Below are 19112 nucleotides of genomic sequence, written 5' to 3'. Positions count from 1 at the left end.
AACTACTCATCAATTAAAAAAAGCTCAAATTATCAAGATGAATCATCGACTCTTTTCAAAAAAATGCTTTTCTCTTTCATAAATCATACAAAAAACGAGGGATAAATCAACACTATAAATTAAATTAAGATGAGAAAAATAAATAAAATGTTAGAATATTTGACAAAATTCAGCGGCACAAAACTCTTTTCTAACGACCTAAAATAATAAGTTAAAAGAACGCTTCCTATCTTCTGACTGTAGATAATAATAATGTTATAATCAAAAATGAATAAAAAACGTTATTTAAAAATTCCATTGCATATAAAATAACAAAATAAAAAATATTATTTTTTTTATAAATCACTGATTTCGATAAAATAAGTAAAGTTATTTTTGAAATAACGCAAAAAAGAGACTGTGACAAAAGCCCATAAAAGAAAGCCGCAAGAAAGGCTCTATAATTTATGGGACTGATGAGTCAAAATTGATTCTTCAGCCTCATTTTCATTTTCGGTATTAAAAAACATATCGTTCTCTAATATGATTAAATCACGACAAAATAAACAAACTAAGAGGACGATAAGTGGTATGAATGATTCTATCAAATATGAATACAAAACAAGGAAAGTAATATTCAAAAAAATCTGAGCTAGAATGAGTTTCATCCTGCTCAGATTTATCTTTTTGCATATTAGCCTCTATTGAAAATAGCTATTATTCTCCAATGACTTGTGCGTATACATCGTTGCATGATGTTGCCTCTCCATTAGCAAATGATACTGAATAGATGATGCCTCGGCTTCATTTGTTGCAGTAAAGTTTGTTGCTCTTATTGTAATTCCATCAATTTCCTTTTCCATAATCTAATCTGGTGGAATTGACGTATAATTCGCAATAAATGAATCAATTTTTTCACTTAGATCTGATACTTTTGGAGAATCAATTGATGATGTCGTTTCTGATGAATGAGTTTCATTAAGCAAAGAACTGCAAGAAGTTTCTGTTTCACTTGCTATTAGACTTTATGAGGTTGACTCTTCGGTTTTGTTATACGAATCTTCAAAGGATGTTTTATGTAGTTTTACATTATTCAAAAAACCATCTATAGCTACAAAGTACTCAATTGATTCTTCATCATCATTCAGGAAAAATGTCATATTGTTTTTATACTTAAATTTTATTAATTCGGGAAAAATATTTTTTAGCTCATCATCAGACACTTCAATATAAAATCCATTTCCAGACTTTTTCACTGTGTAAGGAAAACCAGGTGAATTATAATCATCATTTCCATAATCGATTATTTTTTTCTTTATCTATTCTAAAAGAAAACTCTCCTTCCCCTCGTTAGCAACACCATACCAATCACCATAGAAGTCTTTAGCTGGATCTACAGATAGAAAATAGCCCCCTACAAATCCAATTATAACCAACAAGATAAACCCTAATATTTTTATACTTTTTTCATAAATCCCCTATTATGTTCCTTTTTTAATAATACAGTATAACGAATATTATGCATTGAAAATCAAGTTTGTGCCGCAAAGAACGAAGATTTACTTGCATATTATCGTATTCAACTTTGTTCAATTTTACATCCTTTCCTACGTATTACAAAATTGTTAGGATATAAATATAACTTAAAATGTTTTTTATATATTGTAGTATGGTATATTAAATTTTTTAGTAAAATAATAATTAAAAAGGAGATTAAAACAATGAAGAAGTTTTTAATTAGTGTAGTGTTTGGTATATCAGTTTTAAGTTTTGGTCAAATAAATGGTTATGCAGATGAGAATGGTTTTGAGATAGATGAAACTAATCAATCATTAATTAATGAGGCAATATCCAATGAAGAGTCCAATAGAGATTATATTGATGGTGTAATTAGAATGTTTGAAGATTCTGATAGTGCTGAAGAGTTCAACGCATCTTTAAATGAGAGTTTAACAGTTTTAAATTCCTATGATGCCGAACAAGATGCATTGTTGGAAGAGTATAAAGCGGACGTTGCCGAATCAGTTGATCCTTTTTATGTTGAACCAAAGTCTAAGATAGGTGCTAGATCATCGGTAACTCCTGCAAATCCAGTTTATGCGGCTGCAATTGCTGCATACAATAAAGGTATATCAATGGTTAAGAAAAAAGGTCACAATCAGACTGCTGCTTATATGAAGCACGCCATTATTTCTGCTGAGAATTACTATTGGAATCCAACATGGAAACCTTCGACATATGTTAATAAAAACGATAGCTGGGCAAAGACTGTAGACGGCGAGGAGTTAATGACCGCTTATTATTCTAGACTTAAAAAAGAAGCATTTTCTACAGGTAAAAAATCTGGTTCTTTCTCAGGAAGTTATACATTTCTAAGCGGCCAACTTCACACAGCATTACGTGGAGTTAGTTACACAGTAACTTATAAGAAACAAGCCAATGGAAATTATTGGACTCAAGTAAAGGTTACGGATATATTTGATTTCAAATGGGAGCTAAATGGTTATGATGGCAACTTCGAGGTGGGATTTGGAAACAATTATTGTTATGCAATGCAAAGAGCAGGCTTTATCATTCCTTATAAAATCGAAGTGATCCACGAAGTTTCTAGATAGTATAAAAAGAGATGAGCTCTACGCTTATCTCTTTTTGTTTAAGATATATATAATGGATTTTACTAGTGCACCCAAGAAAAGTATCAGGGCTAATACCTTAAAAACTACACCAAGTTCCCAGTTGATTGATCCTTCTCTTAAAAGCTCCTGTTTTTGGGATTTGCTTAGTCCTTCAACGCTTACAGGAATCCAATTTACACTTAAATAGACACCTATAAGTAGCGAAATCATTGAATATATATATAGGATTCTTATTTTTAAACCTTTTAAAAAGTTAATCATCTTAGCACTCCTTTACAAACTATTATATCAGAAAGCTAGCTTTAAATAATTATCGCTAATATAATTTAATAATTTGTGAGTACTTTTTATAAGAGGTTACTTTTGTCCGACCACTTGGTTATGTTACTATTTTAATATTCCTAATTTTATCATAGCCAACCTTATTACCACCAACATATATTTCTAGTTCATCATGCCCCTTAAATATGGCCAACTATATCAGGAAAGTAATTCTCATCTCGATCATGCGCTTCAATTTAGATAGCTACTGATTTGTTCTTGAGTGTTGCCTGATTTAAAGTTTCGGCGATCTCATTAACATCCATCTGGAACTTTTGAATTGGTTTACTTCTTTCAATAGTTCTTTCTCCATCAATTGCTTTGGTATGTTCTGTAAGATAAAATCCTCCCCATTTCACCATTCCTTTTTCAACTCATTTTCCTTTAATGGATCAATTAAATAAATGATCCACCATCCACAAAAGTGGTATAAATATGCTCGTCCGCCACTGGTTCCCCTTGGATCGATTGTACGATTTTCTCAGCTGCCACCATGCCCCATCGATGTTTCGAATAGGAGATCGTCGCTAAGCGCGGCTGCACAAAAGCGCCTAATTCCGTGTTATCAAACCCGATGATGCGGATCTCTTTTCCGATGCGATAGTCGGTCTCGCGGACATATTTGTAGACCCCGATCGCCATTTCATCATTGAAGGCAAAGATATCAATGGGAAACTGGGGATCATTTGCTAAGAGCTGTTTTGCCGCTCGATAACCAGAAGGTTCCGTGAAGTCACCAGGAATGACTTCATAAGGAATACCAAAGCGCGTCAATTCTTTCGTACTAGCGTCTAGCCGCTCCCGACTGTCGTAACCTTTTTCTGGCCCTGCTAAGAGAAACACTTTTTGGCTTTGTCCAGCGATCAAGCGATCGATCGCCAGCGCCGCCCCTCCTTTGTTGTCTAACAAGACTTGATGGATGTTTTCATGAGACAAGACACGGTCTAACACGACGATTTGATGCCCTCGTTGGGCGTATTGCTCGATTTCCTTTGCTGGAAACGTCCAATCCAAAATGATGGCACCGTCCACCATCCGCTCAGGAATAAACAAGTGTGACTTCTTGCCGCTGCAGACGATCATTTCATAGCCGAAAAGTTCCAGCCCTTTCTTGATGCCATCTAGCAATTCCCCATAAAAACTTCCGGCATAATCGGCGAGATAAACGCCAATGATGTTGGTTTGTCTGCGTTTCAGTGTGCGAGCAGCCATGTTCGGAACATAGTTCAATTCGTTTGCGATCGCTTGAATCCGCGCACGGGTTTCCTCGGTCACTTTTGGACTGCCATTCAATGCATACGAAACGGTGGATATGGAGACACCCGCTTTTTGGGCAATATCTTTGATTCCTACCATGGCTTCTCCTTTCTTAACGATAGATATCGATCGTATTGGTTTGGTTTTCGTTTAATTGGGCGCAAAGCGCTGCTTTCTTCAGGACAAACGCACCTTGACGGTAGCGATTTTCCGCAAACTCAGTGGATATTTCTTCCCCGTTGATCAATACTTTCGGCGTACTTGCCGAATGATAGACGATTTCGACCGGCCGATCAAAGAGTCGATACGTCAGTGTCAATCCTGCTAATTCCGCTGGCAAGACGGGATCAAGTTCAACGTGATCAACAAAGGTCCGAATGCCTAACACATTGCTGATCAACTGATTCATATAGATCCCCGGTCCACTAGAATAGATGCGCCAGCCGCCTTTGACGCCGACTGTTGCCTCCTTAAGTTTACCAAAATTTTCTTGGGCTTCAACCCTTGTTTTGAAATCGCCATCAGAACTACTGAAATACGCATTTGCTTGACGGATTTCCGCATTTTCGACCCGTTGAGCGATTTGGATCGGATTAATGACCCCAAGTGCTTGCCAAGTCTCTTCTTCTCGACCTAATTTCGCCATGGCCTCTGTAAAGCGGATGTGGGCGTGAACGTACTGCAAACCGATTTCTCGTCCAAAATTGGCTGCTTGTTCTGCCCGCTTGAAGTTGGTGCTGACACCCCCCTCATAAGTCGCTGGACGATTCATCAAGCGCACCCCATCTGGAAATTGCAAATGCTCCTTGATGATCGCCACATGATGCTCGGCTTGTTCGGGAGATAACAGCTCACCGATCATGCTTTGCTGCATCGGCAGCAAGCGGTATTGGATACCGGTTTTCTTGTCAGTCGGATGGACCATCAGTTCCACGTGCTCGCTATCTTCCATATAGACAAATCCTGGCAAAGTCCCATCAGCTAACATGTATTTTTCAAAGTCACGTTTGATTCCCGCAGACAGTTCCGTTAAATGTTTGGCATACTCTGGGTCAACTGACTGCAACTGGCTGGCTAATTTTTTCAATACTTCATAGGTCAAGGCAACGGTCCAACTGCTGGCCATTTGTTTCTTCAACTTGCTGTTATTCGGCTGCAAGGTGTCATCCCAATCGCCATCACCATAACAAGACAGGTACGTTCCTTCCAAGAAGTTCGCTTCGATATACGCCACTTCTTTTTTCAAATGATCAAACAAAGAAGCTTTGGTCTTGGTTTTCAAGAAGGTTGCGCGATCCGTATAAGGCAGTTCTTTTTCCAAAATCGCAAAATCTTTGGTTTTTTCGAGATAGTCACTAACGACTTTCATTGGCCAGACGATCACATCTCCGTGGCTCTCATCGGCTTTTTGTTTCTCATAGCGATCAAACATAAACCATTGTGGCCAGTTGCCGTCATCTGCAAATTGATTTTCAAACAAATGCTCGATGATGGACGCCACCATCTCAGGACGATTAAGTGCTAAGAAATACTCAGTCGGTCCTTGGGAAACGTCTCGAGTCCCCCAAGCAGCACCACCGTACTGTTCAAGACCATGAGGAGACAAGTAATGAACAAGCATATTGTGGGTGTACCAACGTGCCAAGTGATTGAAGGATGCGACATCCGCCTGCGAATGTTTCAATTCAAACTGATTCAACAAATCATCGACAAAGGCCGTATAGGCAGTGTCTTCTTGCTGGCGATCTAACGTTTCGGAAACAAAGGGTTCACCAGTCAGTGTGCCTTGGATCACGAAGGAAACCGTCGCCTGTTCTGCAAAGGTCAATACGGTCGTGCTATCGTCGGCTGCCACATTGAAAATCGTTTCATCGGTCAGTTCAAAAGGTTGTGCTACATGGAGATAATACGTCAATTCTGGATAAGTTTCCGCAATCGGTGAATCCGCTGATCCTTTGATGGTGAGCAATTGCTGGTCTTGCGTAATGGTAACAGTCGGTACCGCTTCATCGATCCCCATCACAAATTGATTAGTGATGGCCCAGGTGTAAGCACGACCTTGTTCACTAGTGATGGTGGTTGCAATCGTGCGTCCATTTGCTTTCGTAAAGGTCGTTACTTGAATGACATCATCCGCTGTTTTGTAGTACCACGTCGCCGAATTCAAGCCCATTTCAAAGGCAGATGGCATCGTTAAAATCCGCCATTGATCGCCGTCTTTCAGATAGATCCGCTGACCGGAACGTTTGAAAAGATTCAATGAGTTGCGGCTATTACTCAACAATTTGTTCATGTTCGTATTGCCTAATACGATTTGGGAGTTAAACATCCCCGTCATGTAAACAGTCGTGCTCAAAATGGGTTGATCGACGATCAACTCTTGTCCGCTCATCAAAATATGCCCATGGGAGCGTTCCATCTGCCCTTCCTTTTCTTTCAACACGACATGGTGATAATCAGGGGTAAAAAAGGAATAAAGCTGTTGGTCAACGATTTCCACTGCTTCTTGCTGAGGGAACCGCACGTTGATTTCTTCTGTGGAAAATGTCAGCCCTGTGAGCGGTCGACCGAAGTTTTTTCGAGCCTGCGCCGTTGCCTGCAACGAGTCGAAGGACAAGGCTTGATACGTTTCTTTCAACGTTTCAAGTGCAAACTGCGGTTCATTGACTGCCGTCACTTGATTGGCTTTGACCGCTGCGTAAAAAACGATTTCCGTAGGTGTCTCACTTATTGTCAACCATTGCGTTTGCAGTGCCGTATAGGCAAATTCGTATTGATACACTTCATTGGCTAATGTCTCTTGGCTGAGTGCAGTTGGTTGATTCGTTTCTTTGTAGCTGCGACCGAAAAATTGATAGCCATCCGTCGAGAAGCCTTTTAAGGCTTGGAAGCTGCCCTGTTCCACCAATGGAAATTGACCATTTTGTGGTTGATTTTGGCGAGAAGATAGCACGATTTGATCCTTATCATGGCTAACATGATGGTCGATATATTGCGAAACGTAGGCTTCATTGGATTGAACAGCACCTTTGGCTGCGTTACCAAGATCTTGTCCGTAAACCAATTCCGCTTCCCCAGAACCACTCAATTGAACTCGCCAGAACCAGCAATCTTGTGCCAATTGGAAATCTACTTGGTAACTGATAGACTGGTACGTTCCAGTCCAAGTCAGCTGTTTGTCTGAGTAAGCAAAGGCACTGTTAGCATTTGAACCGATCAAGGGAATAAAGGACAACTCCCCCGCCTCACGCAGACGTAGATAGATTTGATTCAAACTGCCATCTAGCGCATTTCCGTTCAACTGATTGATCATCACACCGTGACTTTGGATCTCATATAAATCACCGTTTGGTAAAAATGTCACGGTCGTATTTGCGTTATTCATCACTATTTTTTTCGTCATAGAAACCTTCCTATCTTACCTAACTAATTGCAGGGTTGTTTGTTGGGTGTCTCGGCTGTTCCCACCAATCATGATGTGGAATTTCCCTGGATCACTGCTTGCTTGTTGGTTGCTGTGGACATAGCGCAGCAGTTCTTCCGTGATCTCAAATTGAACGGTTGCTGATTCGCCAGCCTCTAGCCAAATTTTCTTAAAGCCTTTCAGTTCTTTCACTGGGCGAACCACTTCACCGACTAAATCGCGAATGTAGCATTGGACCGTTTCCCAGACCGCTGCTGTTCCTTGGTTCGTAACCGTGATGGATGCCGTGACTGTTTGATCTTTGGTCATGGTCGGTTGATCCAACGTCACCGCAGAATACGCAACTGGGCTATAGCTCAAGCCGAAGCCAAATGGATATTTGGCATAATTGGAGACATCCAAATATTTTGAGACATATTTTTCATCCGGTGCACTTTCATAAGGACGACCGGTATTGTCAACGTTGTAATACACAGGAACTTGTCCAACGGTTTCTGGGAATGACATACTCAAGCGGCCGCTTGGATTGTATTCTCCCCACAGGATCTGAGCAAGTGCGTTTCCGCCTTCGGTTCCAGGGAACCAAGCCTCAACGATCGCTTTGGCTGCATCAACCCCTTGCAAATCAAGAGGACGACCGTTATAAAGGGTTACGATCAATTGCTCGTTGTATTCTTTCAAGGTTTCAACCAAGGACAATTGGGCTTGCGGCAAGCGAATGTCGCTGCGGCTGGCAGCTTCGCCGCTCATCCATTCCTGCTCTCCTAGTGCTAGGACCACTTTATCGGCTGCCTTCACTAATTCGATCGCTTCTTGGATCGCCGCTTCAGACGGTGCAAAATAATCAAAGGGCTCTTGACCAATCAACAGATCCGCACCCAAGGCTTGAGCACCCGCCACTAAGGTCACTACTTCTTCTTGTTTCCCTTGCCAAGACCAAGCCCCTAATAGATCACGGGAGTGAGCACCTGGACCCACGATCGCCACTTTTTCGGTTTTCTGCAACGGCAAGACACCTTCATTTTTCAACAATACCATTGATTTCTTTGCGATATCGCTGGCGATTTCTCGGTGTTCTTGAGACAAAACAGTGGCTGCTTCAGCGGCTTCATCAGCGCCGCGGTATGGATTTTCAAATAGCCCTAGTTCATTTTTCAAGGTCAAGATTCTTAGCACCGCTTCATCGACTAAGGCTTCCTCAACGGTGCCTTCTGCGATCAACTCTTTCAAGTTATCAGTGTAGCAAGTCGTCATCATCTCGATATCGACCCCAGCTTTGATGGCTAATTCAGCGGCGTGTTTTTCATCTTCCGCTGCGCCATGGGCGATCACTTCTTTGATTGCTGCCCAGTCAGAGATCACAACGCCTTCAAACCCGAATTCTTCTCGCAAAACATCGCGGAAAAGCCAGCGATTGGCTGTTGCTGGAATACCGTCCACCGTATTGAAGGAGGTCATCACCAGTTTGGCACCGGCATCAAGGGCCGCTTTATAGCCCGGTAAATAACTTTCTCGCAGTTGGCGTTCTGACATATTGACCGTGTTGTAATCGCGACCGCCGATAGCCGCACCGTAAGCCGCAAAATGTTTGACACACGCAGCCACGCGGTTGAAATCTGTTCGCAGATCATCCCCTTGATAGCCTTTGACAAAGGCTTCAGCGAAGCGACTGTTCAAGTAAGGATCTTCCCCCGTCGATTCCATGACACGGCCCCAACGTGGGTCTCTTACTAAGTCCACCATCGGTGAAAAGGTCACATGCAAGCCAGAAACAGCTGCTTCTTTGGCAGATACTTCCGCCATCTTCTCCGCTGCTGCCAAATCCCATGAACTACCTAATCCTAATGGAATCGGAAAAATCGTCCGAAAGCCGTGAATGATGTCCGCCATCAATATCGTTGGGATATTCAAGCGGTTATTTTCGATATACTCTTTTTGGACGCGGATCGCTTCTTTTGCACCAGAAACACCTAGCGTTGTTCCCGCATTGTTGATGTTCTCTTGTGTCAGTCCTAAGTCGCCCATTGGGCCGGTTTTCTCTTCTGCTTTATCTGAATAAAAAGCCGCTGCCAGTTGCAGCAACTGATCGATTTTTTCATCTAAGGTCATTTCTGAAAGTAGTTCGGTTAATTTCTGCTGTTCCATTTTTATTCATCCTTTGCTTTCTTCAAATTGGACTTCTGCTTCTAAAGGAAAATGATCGGAGGGAAAACGACGATCACAAGAATCCGTTAGACAGGCGGTTTTGACCACCGTGAAGCCTTTCGTATAGATATAATCAATTTCTTCTAGTTCTTGCCATGGTAACGTATAAATAAAATTTTGATAGGAGCCTTTTGGCCCGTGATGGGGCTTCTGTCCATGTTCTTTGGCATTTTGAAAATGTTGCTCTAAGTACCGATGCACCCGCTCGGTTGGCTCCGCATTCAAGTCGCCCATCAGCAATACAGGATAGCGTTCGATTTGATCTGCCAGCTGCTCAAAGATCACTTTCATCCCTTCAAAACGAGCCATTTCTGAAATATTATCTAAATGGGTCGTGATGACAAGAAACGGCGGATTCTTTTTTTCCTGTAAGACTGCCCAAACACATAAGCGTGAATACGCAGCTTCTGGATGAATACTTGGTTCAGTCGGTGTCAATGACAACCAAAACGAACCTGAAGCTAATAACTCGAAAGCCTCTTTTTGATAATACAGTCCAATGCCTTCGCCTAAGCCATCACCATCTCGTTCAGCAGTGACGGAAGCATACTGCGCTAACTTTGCTAAATCTGCAAATTGGCTGGGACGAGCTTCTTGGATCGCCAGAACATCCCAGTCGTAGTAATCGATCAAGGAGCAAACCGCCTCCGATCGATAGTGCCATTGCCATTCTTGGTCATAGTCGGTATCGACTCGTAGATTGTAGGTTGCTACTTTCATCTTCATTCATTTCCTTTGAGTAATTTTTTGATTTGCTGCATTTCACGACGGATTTGTTTCGCTTCGCCGCCGCCATGCCCTTTATTTAAGTAAATACGCAATTCTTTCGGTCCAGGAATCTTTTTATAGGAAACGAAGAAATCTTCCATGGGACAGATTGGATCAGCACTGCCGACCGATGTATAAACAGGACCAGTTATCTGATGAGCAAAATACTTCAAATCAAAATAACTCATGACTTGATAGATCGTTTCCCGCATTTCTGGAAATTGTTCGATATACTCTTGAATCACATGGTAACTTCCTGTTTTTTGTTCGATCCGATGGACAAGATTGGAGTGGCTTGGCACATCGGCAAACGTCGCAAAAATTGGGACGTTCGTTAATGCGTTGACCAATAAGGCGATGCCGCCGCCTTGTGAGCCGCCTCTTAAAATAATGCGCTGCGGATCGATTTCCGGTATCTGTTGAAGGACTTCTAGTGTGCGCAAACTATCTGCGACCAATCGCTTCATATAAAAATCTTCTTTTTTCAAGATGCCGCGTCCAAAAGGTGCTTCATGCTGCGTGGTTTCATAAGGAACCTGATCTTGCGTGCGTCCCCCTTGTCCACGATTGTCGATGACAAGACAGCCGCAGCCGATCAGTAACCAATGAGCGAATTGGAAGGGTTCTTGCACATGATTCATATAGCCTAAAAAATCAATCACGATTGGACAATCTGCCGCTTGTTCTGGCAGCAGCAGATGCCCATAGATCGTTTCATTACCAAGACTTTGAAAAGAAATCGTAAAACAATCGATCCCTTTCAGCAAAGGCGCTTGTTTGGTTCTTTCAAAGGCTAGCGGAAGGGCGTCAAGTTCTTGTTGGACCGAAGCCCAAAAACAGGATCGATCAGTTGCGGTCGATTCAGTCATTTGTCTCTTCTCCCTTCGCTAATACTTTATTGAAAAACAACACTTGTACAAAGGCTGATCCTGAAATGCCTAAACAAACAAATAAGAATAGGTTTACTTTGCTGCACAATACAAAAACAATGATTGGGATCACCAGTAAAATGATCGCATTCGCCGTACTGCTAAGAACCGCATATGCTGTTTCTTTCGCTGTTTCTTGCAATGATTGCGCAAACAAACTGTACAAGAGAACGAACACGACGAGATACAGCGCAGCCAAGCTGACGAGGATCACGGCTAAAACGCCAAAGTAAGGTGTAAGCATCATCAAGGAATAGATCAAACCGGCAAAGACTGCGACATACGCCATAACAAGACCTTCTAAGAAGAGACCACGTTTGAGGTTGCTTAAGAATGCTTGCTTGTATCGTTGCCAAATCGGGACATCTCGTTCCTTGTACAATTGATCGATCGTCCGATACAGCGCGATCAATGCTGGCCCTGCGAGAATCAGCGTCATTGCTGGAATCATAAAGAGAAAACTAACAATGATCATATCTGCTAGAAAAGCAAAGACCCGATAGTACCATCCTTCATAAAAAAATAGTCGATTCATTATGATCCTCCAATCAAAACTTGCTGATTTGTGCTGCGGGTGCTGCGTAAACCTGTTTCTTGCCTTCTTGTGATTTTGGGTCGTTTCTCAACGTACGGTTTTCTGGGTTGCAGGTCTCACTGCGTGAGCCAGTCGCAGTGATTCTTTGTACGGACACTACGCTCCTTACAGTCGCCTAGTACTTTTCATCATCTGCTCGTCTCCGCTTTCGCTTCGCCTACAGTTGCACTAAGTAAAACACACTAAGTGCAGCTTGCATGTCTCACTACGTGAGCCAATCGCAGTGATTCTTTGTGCGGTCACTACGCTCCTTACAGTCGCCTAGTACTTTTCATCATCTGCTCGTCTCCGCTTTCGCTTCGCCTACAGTTGCACTAAGTAAAACACACTAAGTGCAGCTTGCATGTCTCACTACGCGAGCCAATCGCAGTGATTCTTTGTATGGTCACTACGCTCCCTGCGGTCGCCTAGTACTTTGAAACATCAGATTTTGCGCAAAGTGCGCGCAAAACCTGTGTTTCAAAGCAAAGGAGAGGAAAGGTCTTTTTTTTGGCTTCCTTTCCTCTCCTATGGGGGTTATTTTAGTCGTTCGCGGTTTTCGGCCATTTTTTCAGTTTTAATGTCTTTGATTGCATCCCAGTTGTTTGAATCTAAGAAGCCTTCAAAGTCGGTTAGTGTGCTGTCAAATGTTCCTTCATCTTTTGAACGAATCAATGAGATGATCGTACTGTTGATTTTGGTTTTGATTGCTGTGTTTGAACGTGCTTCAGCAGTTCCGGCATCTGGATCCGTATTTTCGATCACAAAGTGTGGATACAATTTGCCTTCGCCCCATTCTTGCATTTGGGTCAACGCATTTTCGGTTTTGACTTTCAGTGCATTGACACGGTCGTTGTTAAAGTAGTTGAAACGGCTGATACCATATTTTTTGTTGTAGCCTTCGTTGTCGGTTTGTTCCATTTCTTTGATTTCTGGCAAGTAATCGATTTTGCCTTCATCGTTGTATTCATACGTCACGCCTTCAACACCGAATTTTGTCAAAATTTGTCCTGGTTCATCGATCAAGTACGTGAAGAGTTGGGTTACTTTTGCTGGATCCGCCGCATCTTTTGTGATGTAGTTGATCAACCAGCCAGAGATTCCTGTTTGGTTCAAGGTTGCTTCACGACCAGAAGTGCTGGCAGGTCCGTCGATTGCGATGTACCGCGTGTCAGAGTTTTTCATGAATTCAGTGAAGTTCCCACCTTGTCCGCTCGTTCCTGCGACTAAGATCGTTGCATAGTCCCCTTGTTTTACTTTTTCATCATAGGTTGGACCGTCATCGGTAAAGCTGTCATCACTGATGTTGCCGTCACGATACACTTGATTAAAGGTTTTCAACCATGAGATATATTCTTCATCTAAGTTACGATCGTAGAAAGCACCATCTTCATCTTCTAACGGAACACCTAAGAAGTCTTGCAATTTATCTAAGAATGGTCCTGCTGTTTCGCCGATCGTTGTGAAGCCCATTGGTGTCAAATCAGGGAATTTCTCGCTGATTTCTTTCATGACTTTCACATAGTTTTCTGGAGTCGAAACATCTGGTTTGCCCAATGCTTCATAGACATCTTCACGGATCACAAAGTTATCGTTGACGGGAATATTGCCGCTTTCGTAGTCCGCTGCTGTGTTGGAATAGTTTGGATAGCCATAAGTTTTGCCATCATCTAAAGCAAACCATTTGAAGGTATCTTCGGTCACGACATTCATCAAATACGGATCGTATTGTTCCGCTAAATCGTTTAATGAGTATGCCCAGCTATCAGCTTTTGTGGCTGCTTGACTGGTTTTATCCATCAACGTCACGATATCAGGCATATCACCACTTGAAATCAAAGCATTTAATTTCGAATCATCACCTGAAATAAATTCAATATCAATGTTCAAATCTTTTTTGATTTGGGCTGTCGTCACATCTTCACCAAATGGCAAAGCTGTCCAGTCTGAATTGATGTACCATGTGATCTTGGTTGGTTCTTCTTTGGTATCGAGTTTCCATGCTGGTGTCTTTTCATCTAACTCATACCGATCTTTGATAGAAAAATCCGAACTGCTGGCATTGTCTGAGCTGCCGCCACATGCTGCTAAGCTAAGTAATGCTGATGCTGCCAATAAACCGCCTACTACTTTTTTCATGTCTATCCCTCTTTCTATTCTTTTACTGCACCGGCCATCATACCGCCGATAAAGTGTTTTTGAAGCAATGGATATATAATTAAAATTGGCACTGTCGTGATGACGATCGTAGCCAACTGAACCCCACGGGTCGTTGCTTGGACGATAAAGTCGGTACTACCGCTTTCAGTCATCGTACTCAAGTTGGATTGGACGATGATTTCATAAATCTTCATTTGCAGCGGATAAAGATACTCTTTTGTGATATACAGTTTTGTTGTCATAAAATCGTTCCATTGGCCAACCCCGTTGAACAAGATGATGGTTGCCAATGCCGGTTTCGTTAATGGTAAGAAGATTTTATAAAAGATTTGGAATTCACTTGCACCGTCGATCTTCGCCGATTCTTCGAGTGAAGGCGGAATCTCACGGAAAAAGTTCATTAAAATCACGACATCATAATAGCTGAACAAAGCTGGAATAATGTAGACCCAGAAAGAATCCAGTAATCCTAGCGAGCGAATCAGCAAGTACGTTGGAATCATCCCACCACTGAAGTACATGGTGATGACCCCCATCGTTGTATAAATGTTGCGGCCAACCAAGCGTGATTTACTCAATCCGTAAGCCACGATCGCACAAAACAAGGTATGGGTTGCAGCCCCAAGAACCGTTTTTAACACTGAGATCAAGAAGGCACGGGGGATACTTGCGTCGGAAAAAACTTTCCGATAGTTTTCCCAGGTAAAGCCTTTGGGCCATAACACGAGGCCGTTGCCCGCTAATCCAGAACTAGAAGACACGGAGGAAACCAAGATATTCCAAATCGGTACAATGATCATTAACGAGAATAAAATCAAGATCACGGTATTGAAGAAGTAAAACCACGTGTTTTCTTTTGCTTTTCTTTTGATCATGTTTTTTCCTCCTATAAGATAACTGAATTGCCGTTGTTCAACTTGCGGGTCACTCGATCCGTGATCACCAATAAGATGACGGAAATGACCGCGATCCCCAAGCCGACAGCAGTTGCATAAGAGAAATCACCTTGCGTCAACCCCATTTTATAAACAAAGGAGTTGATAACTTCTGAACGGTTTTGGTTCTGTGAATTCATCAAAACTAATGTTTGATCTAGGTTTGACCCTAAGATACCGCTCACATTCAGAATCAAGTTTAAGGAGATGATCGGTGTCAGTAATGGCAATGTGATCGAACGAATCTGTCTTAGCTTGCTGGCACCATCGATTCGTGCGGCTTCATAAAACGTTGGATCGATCCGCGACATACCTGCCAAGTAAAGAATCGTTCCCCAGCCGACTTCTTTCCATAGATCAGAAAGGACCGCGATCCACCAATATTTGCTTGGATCCAATAGATGATTGACCCCTTTGTCCATCAATCCTACGGACATCAACACTTGGTTGATAAAGCCGTTCGTTGACAGCCAAGAGATCATCATCCCACCTAGCACGATCCATGAGAAAAAATGGGGAATGTATGAAACCGTTTGAATAAATTTCTTCAAGCGGCCATCTTGCATTTCAAAAATCATAATGGCTAACACAATCGGGATCGCAAAACCTAATCCTAATTTCAATAAGCTGATGGCTAACGTATTTCTAACTGCTTCCCAGAAAAAACTGTCATTCATAATGATACGGAAATTCTCTAACCCAACCCATGGTGCTGATGAAATCGTGTCAATCACCGTATAGTTTTTGAAAGCGATTATAATTCCGTAGATCGGAATATAATTAAATACGATCATAAATGCCACGCCGGGAAAAACCATCCAGTGAAGCTGCCGTTGACTATAAAACTTTTGCAGTTTACTCATACACAAAATCTCCTTCTTTCTATCCTCACAACACTACGTATATCTCCACATTTTGGTGAAACGTTTCTACAAAAAGATTATATCCGCTGCCATTCGAAAATGCAAGCCTTTCCAATTATTTTTTTCAGGTTTTCTTTTTTCACAAATTTCGTTGAGTTCCTCACAAACACAAAAGCTATTATATCAACATTTTCATAAGAAATCATTTTTCCAAACACTTCCGTTTAATCAAATTTCACAAATAATGTATTTTTTCAACATCGATTGATTCTCAGAAATTATTAAAAAATAAAAAGAAACGTTTCACCAAAAGCACAAAAAAGCAGCAATCATCGTTGATTGCTGCTTCGTTCTATTCACTTCTTTGGGGATAGCCAAAATGGTCATAGGCTAACGGTGTTGCGATCCGCCCACGCGAGGTGCGTTTCAAAAATCCTTTTTGGATCAAAAACGGTTCGTACATATCTTCCACTGTTTCGGTTTCTTCCCCGATATTGACAGCGATCGTACTTAATCCCACCGGGCCGCCTTGATACAATTCGATCATCGTGCGGATCAATTTCTGATCGATATAATCCAAGCCAGCATGATCGACTGCCAAAAGCGCCAATGCCTGGTCAGCAACGGTGCGATCGATCAATCCATCTGCTTGCACTTGCGCATAATCGCGAACTCGTTTAAGCAAACGGTTAGCGATCCGTGGAGTGCCTCGAGATCGGCGGGCGATTTCGATCGCCCCTTCTTCCACGATATCCGTTTCAAAGATCGACGCAGTCCGCTGCACGATCTCTTTTAAATCATGGTCTTCATAATATTGCATATGAGAAATGATTCCGAAGCGATCCCGTAGTGGCGCCGAGAGCATCCCCGCCCGTGTCGTTGCGCCGACTAAGGTAAATGGCGGGAGCGGAAAATGAACCGGATGAGCCGTTGTTCCTTGCCCCACCATGATATCCACATAAAAATCTTCCATTGCCGAATAAAGCATTTCTTCGGCGACACGAGGCAAGCGATGGATCTCATCGATAAACAGAACATCCCCCGGCTGCAGCTCATTCAAGATTGCAATCAAGTCCCCCGGTTTTTCGACCGCAGGACCGCTGGTCGTCTTGATTTGCACCTGCATCTCGTTGGCGATCACCATTGCCATCGTCGTTTTCCCTAAGCCTGGCGGACCATATAAGAGGACATGATCCAACGCTTCTTCTCGATTTTTCGCCGCTTGGATATAAATCGAAAGCTCCTGCTTGACTTTGTCTTGTCCGATATATTGGGCAAGGGTTTGCGGACGCAAGGATTTTTCGATGATCTCTTCTTGTTCAGTACTTTCTGGCGAAACAATTCGTTCATCCATCGTCTACTTGCTCCTTACTTTTTCATCATCAATCGGAGAGCTTCCCGCAAGTACTCATCCGTCGATTTTGTCGTATTCGCCGCTAATTGTTTTTCGGCTTTCTTGACTTCTTTTTCGCTATAACCCAATGCTTTCAAGGCTTCCATCGCTTCATCTAAAGCAGTCGTTGCCACGCTTAGAGGAACGATCGCTTCTTCTCCAACCAGTTCAGCCACTTTGCCTTTCAAGTCTAGGATCATTTGCTGCGCCGTCTTTTTACCGACACCTGGGAACTTAGTCAAATAGTTGACGTCCCCATTTTCGACTGCCGTGATCAACCCTGTATGGTCTTCATTGGCCATGATTGCTAACGCACTCTTTGGTCCAATACCTGAGACACTGATCAATTTTAAAAACAACTGCTTGCCTTCGATCGTGGCAAAGCCGTAGAGACTATGAGCATCTTCACGAATCACTTGGTGCAGATAGATTTTTACTTCTTGGTTTAACTTGCCGCTAAATGAATACGGATTGCCAAAAGCGATCTGATAGCCGATGCCATGGGTCTCAACGACGATATACGCCGGAAAGATATCCGTTACTTTCCCTATGATATATTCGTACATGTGCTTTCCTTTCTGTACATATGTTCCCTTTATTGTAGCACAGACGAGAAGGCAAAAAAAGGACTGTGAACGAAGGAAAAGGCTTAGCAGGAAACAAACGGAGGAAAAACCGTTGTTCCAGTCGCATTTTTTCAAACGAGACATGCTGCTGCGTCTTTTTTTCGCACACAGTTCCTAATACTTACTCAACGAGTGATTTGAATTCGCCATAGCCTTTTTCATCCATTTCTGCTAAAGGGATGAACTTCAATGCTGCCGAGTTGATACAATAGCGCAAACCGCCTTTGTCCTGAGGACCGTCTGAAAAAACATGTCCTAAATGAGAGTCAGCTTCTTTGCTGCGGACTTCTACCCGATGCATGCCGTGAGAAAAATCAGCTTTTTCTTGAATATCTTGGCTACTGATCGGTTTCGAAAAGGACGGCCAGCCACAACCTGCGTCATATTTATCAGTAGAAGCAAACAATGGTTCGCCGTTGACGATATCAACATAGATCCCTTTTTCATAAAAATCATCATACTCGCCAGTAAAGGGGCGTTCGGTTGCATTTTCTTGGGTCACCGCATATTCGATTGGCGACAATTTTTCTTTTAATTCTTTTTTATCTGTCATTTTTTCACCTGCTTTTCCTCTAGACTCATCCTGTATGCTCTATCATGCCTTTTTTCTTAGCGAATGTAAAATGACTTGCTCAAATTGTTTAAGGGTTTTGCAGCTTTTGCCAACGAGTCGTTGGTTCCGCAAAATGGTAAAAATGCGGTTGGTCTTTTGTATAGATTTCTTCGGTTAAGACAGCTTCTGGCATGTTGCCAAACAACCCAGCCGCAAAAAAATAGGTGTGTGCTTCTTTGAGGTAAAAGAACAGGCTCGAGCCGCATTGACTGCAAAATCCTCGCTGTGCCCACTCAGAAGAATCGTAACGTCGCAGCCACTTCGCTCCTTGAAGAGCTATCTGGTCCTCAGCGCATGGCGCAAGAGCAAACATCGGTCCGCCGTGAAATTTCTGGCAGAGACTACAATGACAAACCGTAATTTCTTTCGCAACTCCCGTCAAGTTGATCGTGACTTTGCCGCAAAGACAACTACCAGAAACATCCATCC

Annotated in this window: 17 protein-coding genes; 1 reads left to right on the top strand and 16 read right to left on the bottom strand. The window is 42.4% G+C overall.

Annotation, left to right across the window (positions count from 1 at the left end; genetic code table 11):
- Positions 1 to 1700 precede the first annotated feature (1700 nt).
- Complete coding sequence (locus IGJ12_RS01770) at positions 1701 to 2594, top strand: hypothetical protein (protein WP_086372553.1); 894 nt, start codon at positions 1701 to 1703, stop codon at positions 2592 to 2594.
- 24 nt (positions 2595 to 2618) lie between these two features.
- Here the strand turns inward: IGJ12_RS01770 and IGJ12_RS01765 are convergent, their stop codons facing one another.
- The 16 genes from IGJ12_RS01765 to IGJ12_RS01690 all read right to left on the bottom strand — a co-directional run bounded on the left by IGJ12_RS01765 (position 2619) and on the right by IGJ12_RS01690 (position 19110).
- On the bottom strand, positions 2619 to 2876 hold the full coding sequence (locus tag IGJ12_RS01765; RefSeq protein WP_008376271.1) for a hypothetical protein: 258 nt from the start codon (positions 2874 to 2876) through the stop codon (positions 2619 to 2621).
- Between the two features lie 257 nt (positions 2877 to 3133).
- Complete coding sequence (locus tag IGJ12_RS01760) at positions 3134 to 3298, bottom strand: hypothetical protein (protein ID WP_016609543.1); 165 nt, start codon at positions 3296 to 3298, stop codon at positions 3134 to 3136.
- 34 nt (positions 3299 to 3332) lie between these two features.
- Entirely contained in the window at positions 3333 to 4292 is a 960-nt protein-coding gene (locus tag IGJ12_RS01755; RefSeq protein WP_081118872.1) for a LacI family DNA-binding transcriptional regulator, read from the bottom strand.
- Positions 4293 to 4305: 13 nt separating this feature from the next.
- The gene (locus IGJ12_RS01750) at positions 4306 to 7596 is read right to left on the bottom strand and encodes a GH36-type glycosyl hydrolase domain-containing protein (protein WP_430619279.1); all 3291 of its coding nucleotides are present in this window, start codon (positions 7594 to 7596) and stop codon (positions 4306 to 4308) included.
- A gap of 15 nt (positions 7597 to 7611) precedes the next feature.
- Positions 7612 to 9762 (bottom strand): glycoside hydrolase family 3 N-terminal domain-containing protein, encoded by a 2151-nt coding sequence (locus IGJ12_RS01745; RefSeq protein ID WP_275852958.1) that lies wholly within the window; start codon positions 9760 to 9762, stop codon positions 7612 to 7614.
- Positions 9763 to 9768: 6 nt separating this feature from the next.
- Positions 9769 to 10548: an endonuclease/exonuclease/phosphatase family protein gene (locus tag IGJ12_RS01740; RefSeq protein WP_005232373.1), complete on the bottom strand. Its 780-nt coding sequence runs from the start codon at positions 10546 to 10548 to the stop codon at positions 9769 to 9771.
- Positions 10545 to 11459 carry an acetylxylan esterase gene (locus tag IGJ12_RS01735; protein ID WP_430601328.1) on the bottom strand — a complete coding sequence of 305 codons (915 nt, stop codon included), beginning with the start codon at positions 11457 to 11459 and terminating at the stop codon, positions 10545 to 10547. The genes IGJ12_RS01740 and IGJ12_RS01735 overlap by 4 nt, the downstream gene beginning before the upstream one ends.
- Positions 11452 to 12054 (bottom strand): DUF624 domain-containing protein, encoded by a 603-nt coding sequence (locus IGJ12_RS01730; protein ID WP_430619278.1) that lies wholly within the window; start codon positions 12052 to 12054, stop codon positions 11452 to 11454. Before IGJ12_RS01730 ends, IGJ12_RS01735 begins: the two co-directional genes overlap by 8 nt.
- A 13-nt stretch (positions 12055 to 12067) precedes the next feature.
- Positions 12068 to 12211: a hypothetical protein gene (locus tag IGJ12_RS01725; protein WP_194199319.1), complete on the bottom strand. Its 144-nt coding sequence runs from the start codon at positions 12209 to 12211 to the stop codon at positions 12068 to 12070.
- Between the two features lie 419 nt (positions 12212 to 12630).
- Positions 12631 to 14232, bottom strand: a complete 1602-nt coding sequence (locus IGJ12_RS01720) for a hypothetical protein (RefSeq protein WP_061053659.1) — start codon at positions 14230 to 14232, stop codon at positions 12631 to 12633.
- 14 nt (positions 14233 to 14246) lie between these two features.
- On the bottom strand, positions 14247 to 15128 hold the full coding sequence (locus tag IGJ12_RS01715; protein ID WP_005227173.1) for a carbohydrate ABC transporter permease: 882 nt from the start codon (positions 15126 to 15128) through the stop codon (positions 14247 to 14249).
- Between the two features lie 11 nt (positions 15129 to 15139).
- The gene (locus IGJ12_RS01710) at positions 15140 to 16051 is read right to left on the bottom strand and encodes an ABC transporter permease (RefSeq protein WP_005232388.1); all 912 of its coding nucleotides are present in this window, start codon (positions 16049 to 16051) and stop codon (positions 15140 to 15142) included.
- A gap of 352 nt (positions 16052 to 16403) precedes the next feature.
- Positions 16404 to 17405: a Holliday junction branch migration DNA helicase RuvB gene (gene ruvB / locus IGJ12_RS01705; protein WP_005232402.1), complete on the bottom strand. Its 1002-nt coding sequence runs from the start codon at positions 17403 to 17405 to the stop codon at positions 16404 to 16406.
- A 14-nt stretch (positions 17406 to 17419) separates the two neighbouring features.
- Entirely contained in the window at positions 17420 to 18010 is a 591-nt protein-coding gene (gene ruvA / locus IGJ12_RS01700; RefSeq protein ID WP_005232405.1) for a Holliday junction branch migration protein RuvA, read from the bottom strand.
- A 181-nt stretch (positions 18011 to 18191) separates the two neighbouring features.
- Complete coding sequence (gene msrB, locus IGJ12_RS01695; RefSeq protein WP_430619277.1) at positions 18192 to 18623, bottom strand: peptide-methionine (R)-S-oxide reductase MsrB; 432 nt, start codon at positions 18621 to 18623, stop codon at positions 18192 to 18194.
- Between the two features lie 88 nt (positions 18624 to 18711).
- Entirely contained in the window at positions 18712 to 19110 is a 399-nt protein-coding gene (locus IGJ12_RS01690) for a GFA family protein (RefSeq protein ID WP_086332922.1), read from the bottom strand.
- Between the last annotated feature and the right edge of the window lie 2 nt (positions 19111 to 19112).

Origin of the sequence: Enterococcus sp. DIV0802b, from assembly GCF_050543535.1 — a bacterium.
Classification (GTDB): domain Bacteria; phylum Bacillota; class Bacilli; order Lactobacillales; family Enterococcaceae; genus Enterococcus_D; species Enterococcus_D entomosocium.
The sequence above is the reverse complement of the archived record's forward strand: the minus strand, read 5'-3'. Positions and strand labels throughout refer to the sequence as shown.

Coding starts and splice junctions, on each gene's coding strand:
- IGJ12_RS01770 (WP_086372553.1), top strand. CDS start 1,701: ATGAAGAAGTTTTTAATTAGTGTAGTGTTTGGTATATCAGTTTTAAGT.
- IGJ12_RS01765 (WP_008376271.1), bottom strand. CDS start 2,876: ATGATTAACTTTTTAAAAGGTTTAAAAATAAGAATCCTATATATATAT.
- IGJ12_RS01760 (WP_016609543.1), bottom strand. CDS start 3,298: ATGGTGAAATGGGGAGGATTTTATCTTACAGAACATACCAAAGCAATT.
- IGJ12_RS01755 (WP_081118872.1), bottom strand. CDS start 4,292: ATGGTAGGAATCAAAGATATTGCCCAAAAAGCGGGTGTCTCCATATCC.
- IGJ12_RS01750 (WP_430619279.1), bottom strand. CDS start 7,596: ATGACGAAAAAAATAGTGATGAATAACGCAAATACGACCGTGACATTT.
- IGJ12_RS01745 (WP_275852958.1), bottom strand. CDS start 9,762: ATGGAACAGCAGAAATTAACCGAACTACTTTCAGAAATGACCTTAGAT.
- IGJ12_RS01740 (WP_005232373.1), bottom strand. CDS start 10,548: ATGAAGATGAAAGTAGCAACCTACAATCTACGAGTCGATACCGACTAT.
- IGJ12_RS01735 (WP_430601328.1), bottom strand. CDS start 11,459: ATGACTGAATCGACCGCAACTGATCGATCCTGTTTTTGGGCTTCGGTC.
- IGJ12_RS01730 (WP_430619278.1), bottom strand. CDS start 12,054: ATGAATCGACTATTTTTTTATGAAGGATGGTACTATCGGGTCTTTGCT.
- IGJ12_RS01720 (WP_061053659.1), bottom strand. CDS start 14,232: ATGAAAAAAGTAGTAGGCGGTTTATTGGCAGCATCAGCATTACTTAGC.
- IGJ12_RS01715 (WP_005227173.1), bottom strand. CDS start 15,128: ATGATCAAAAGAAAAGCAAAAGAAAACACGTGGTTTTACTTCTTCAAT.
- IGJ12_RS01710 (WP_005232388.1), bottom strand. CDS start 16,051: ATGAGTAAACTGCAAAAGTTTTATAGTCAACGGCAGCTTCACTGGATG.
- ruvB (WP_005232402.1), bottom strand. CDS start 17,405: ATGGATGAACGAATTGTTTCGCCAGAAAGTACTGAACAAGAAGAGATC.
- ruvA (WP_005232405.1), bottom strand. CDS start 18,010: ATGTACGAATATATCATAGGGAAAGTAACGGATATCTTTCCGGCGTAT.
- msrB (WP_430619277.1), bottom strand. CDS start 18,623: ATGACAGATAAAAAAGAATTAAAAGAAAAATTGTCGCCAATCGAATAT.
- IGJ12_RS01690 (WP_086332922.1), bottom strand. CDS start 19,110: ATGGATGTTTCTGGTAGTTGTCTTTGCGGCAAAGTCACGATCAACTTG.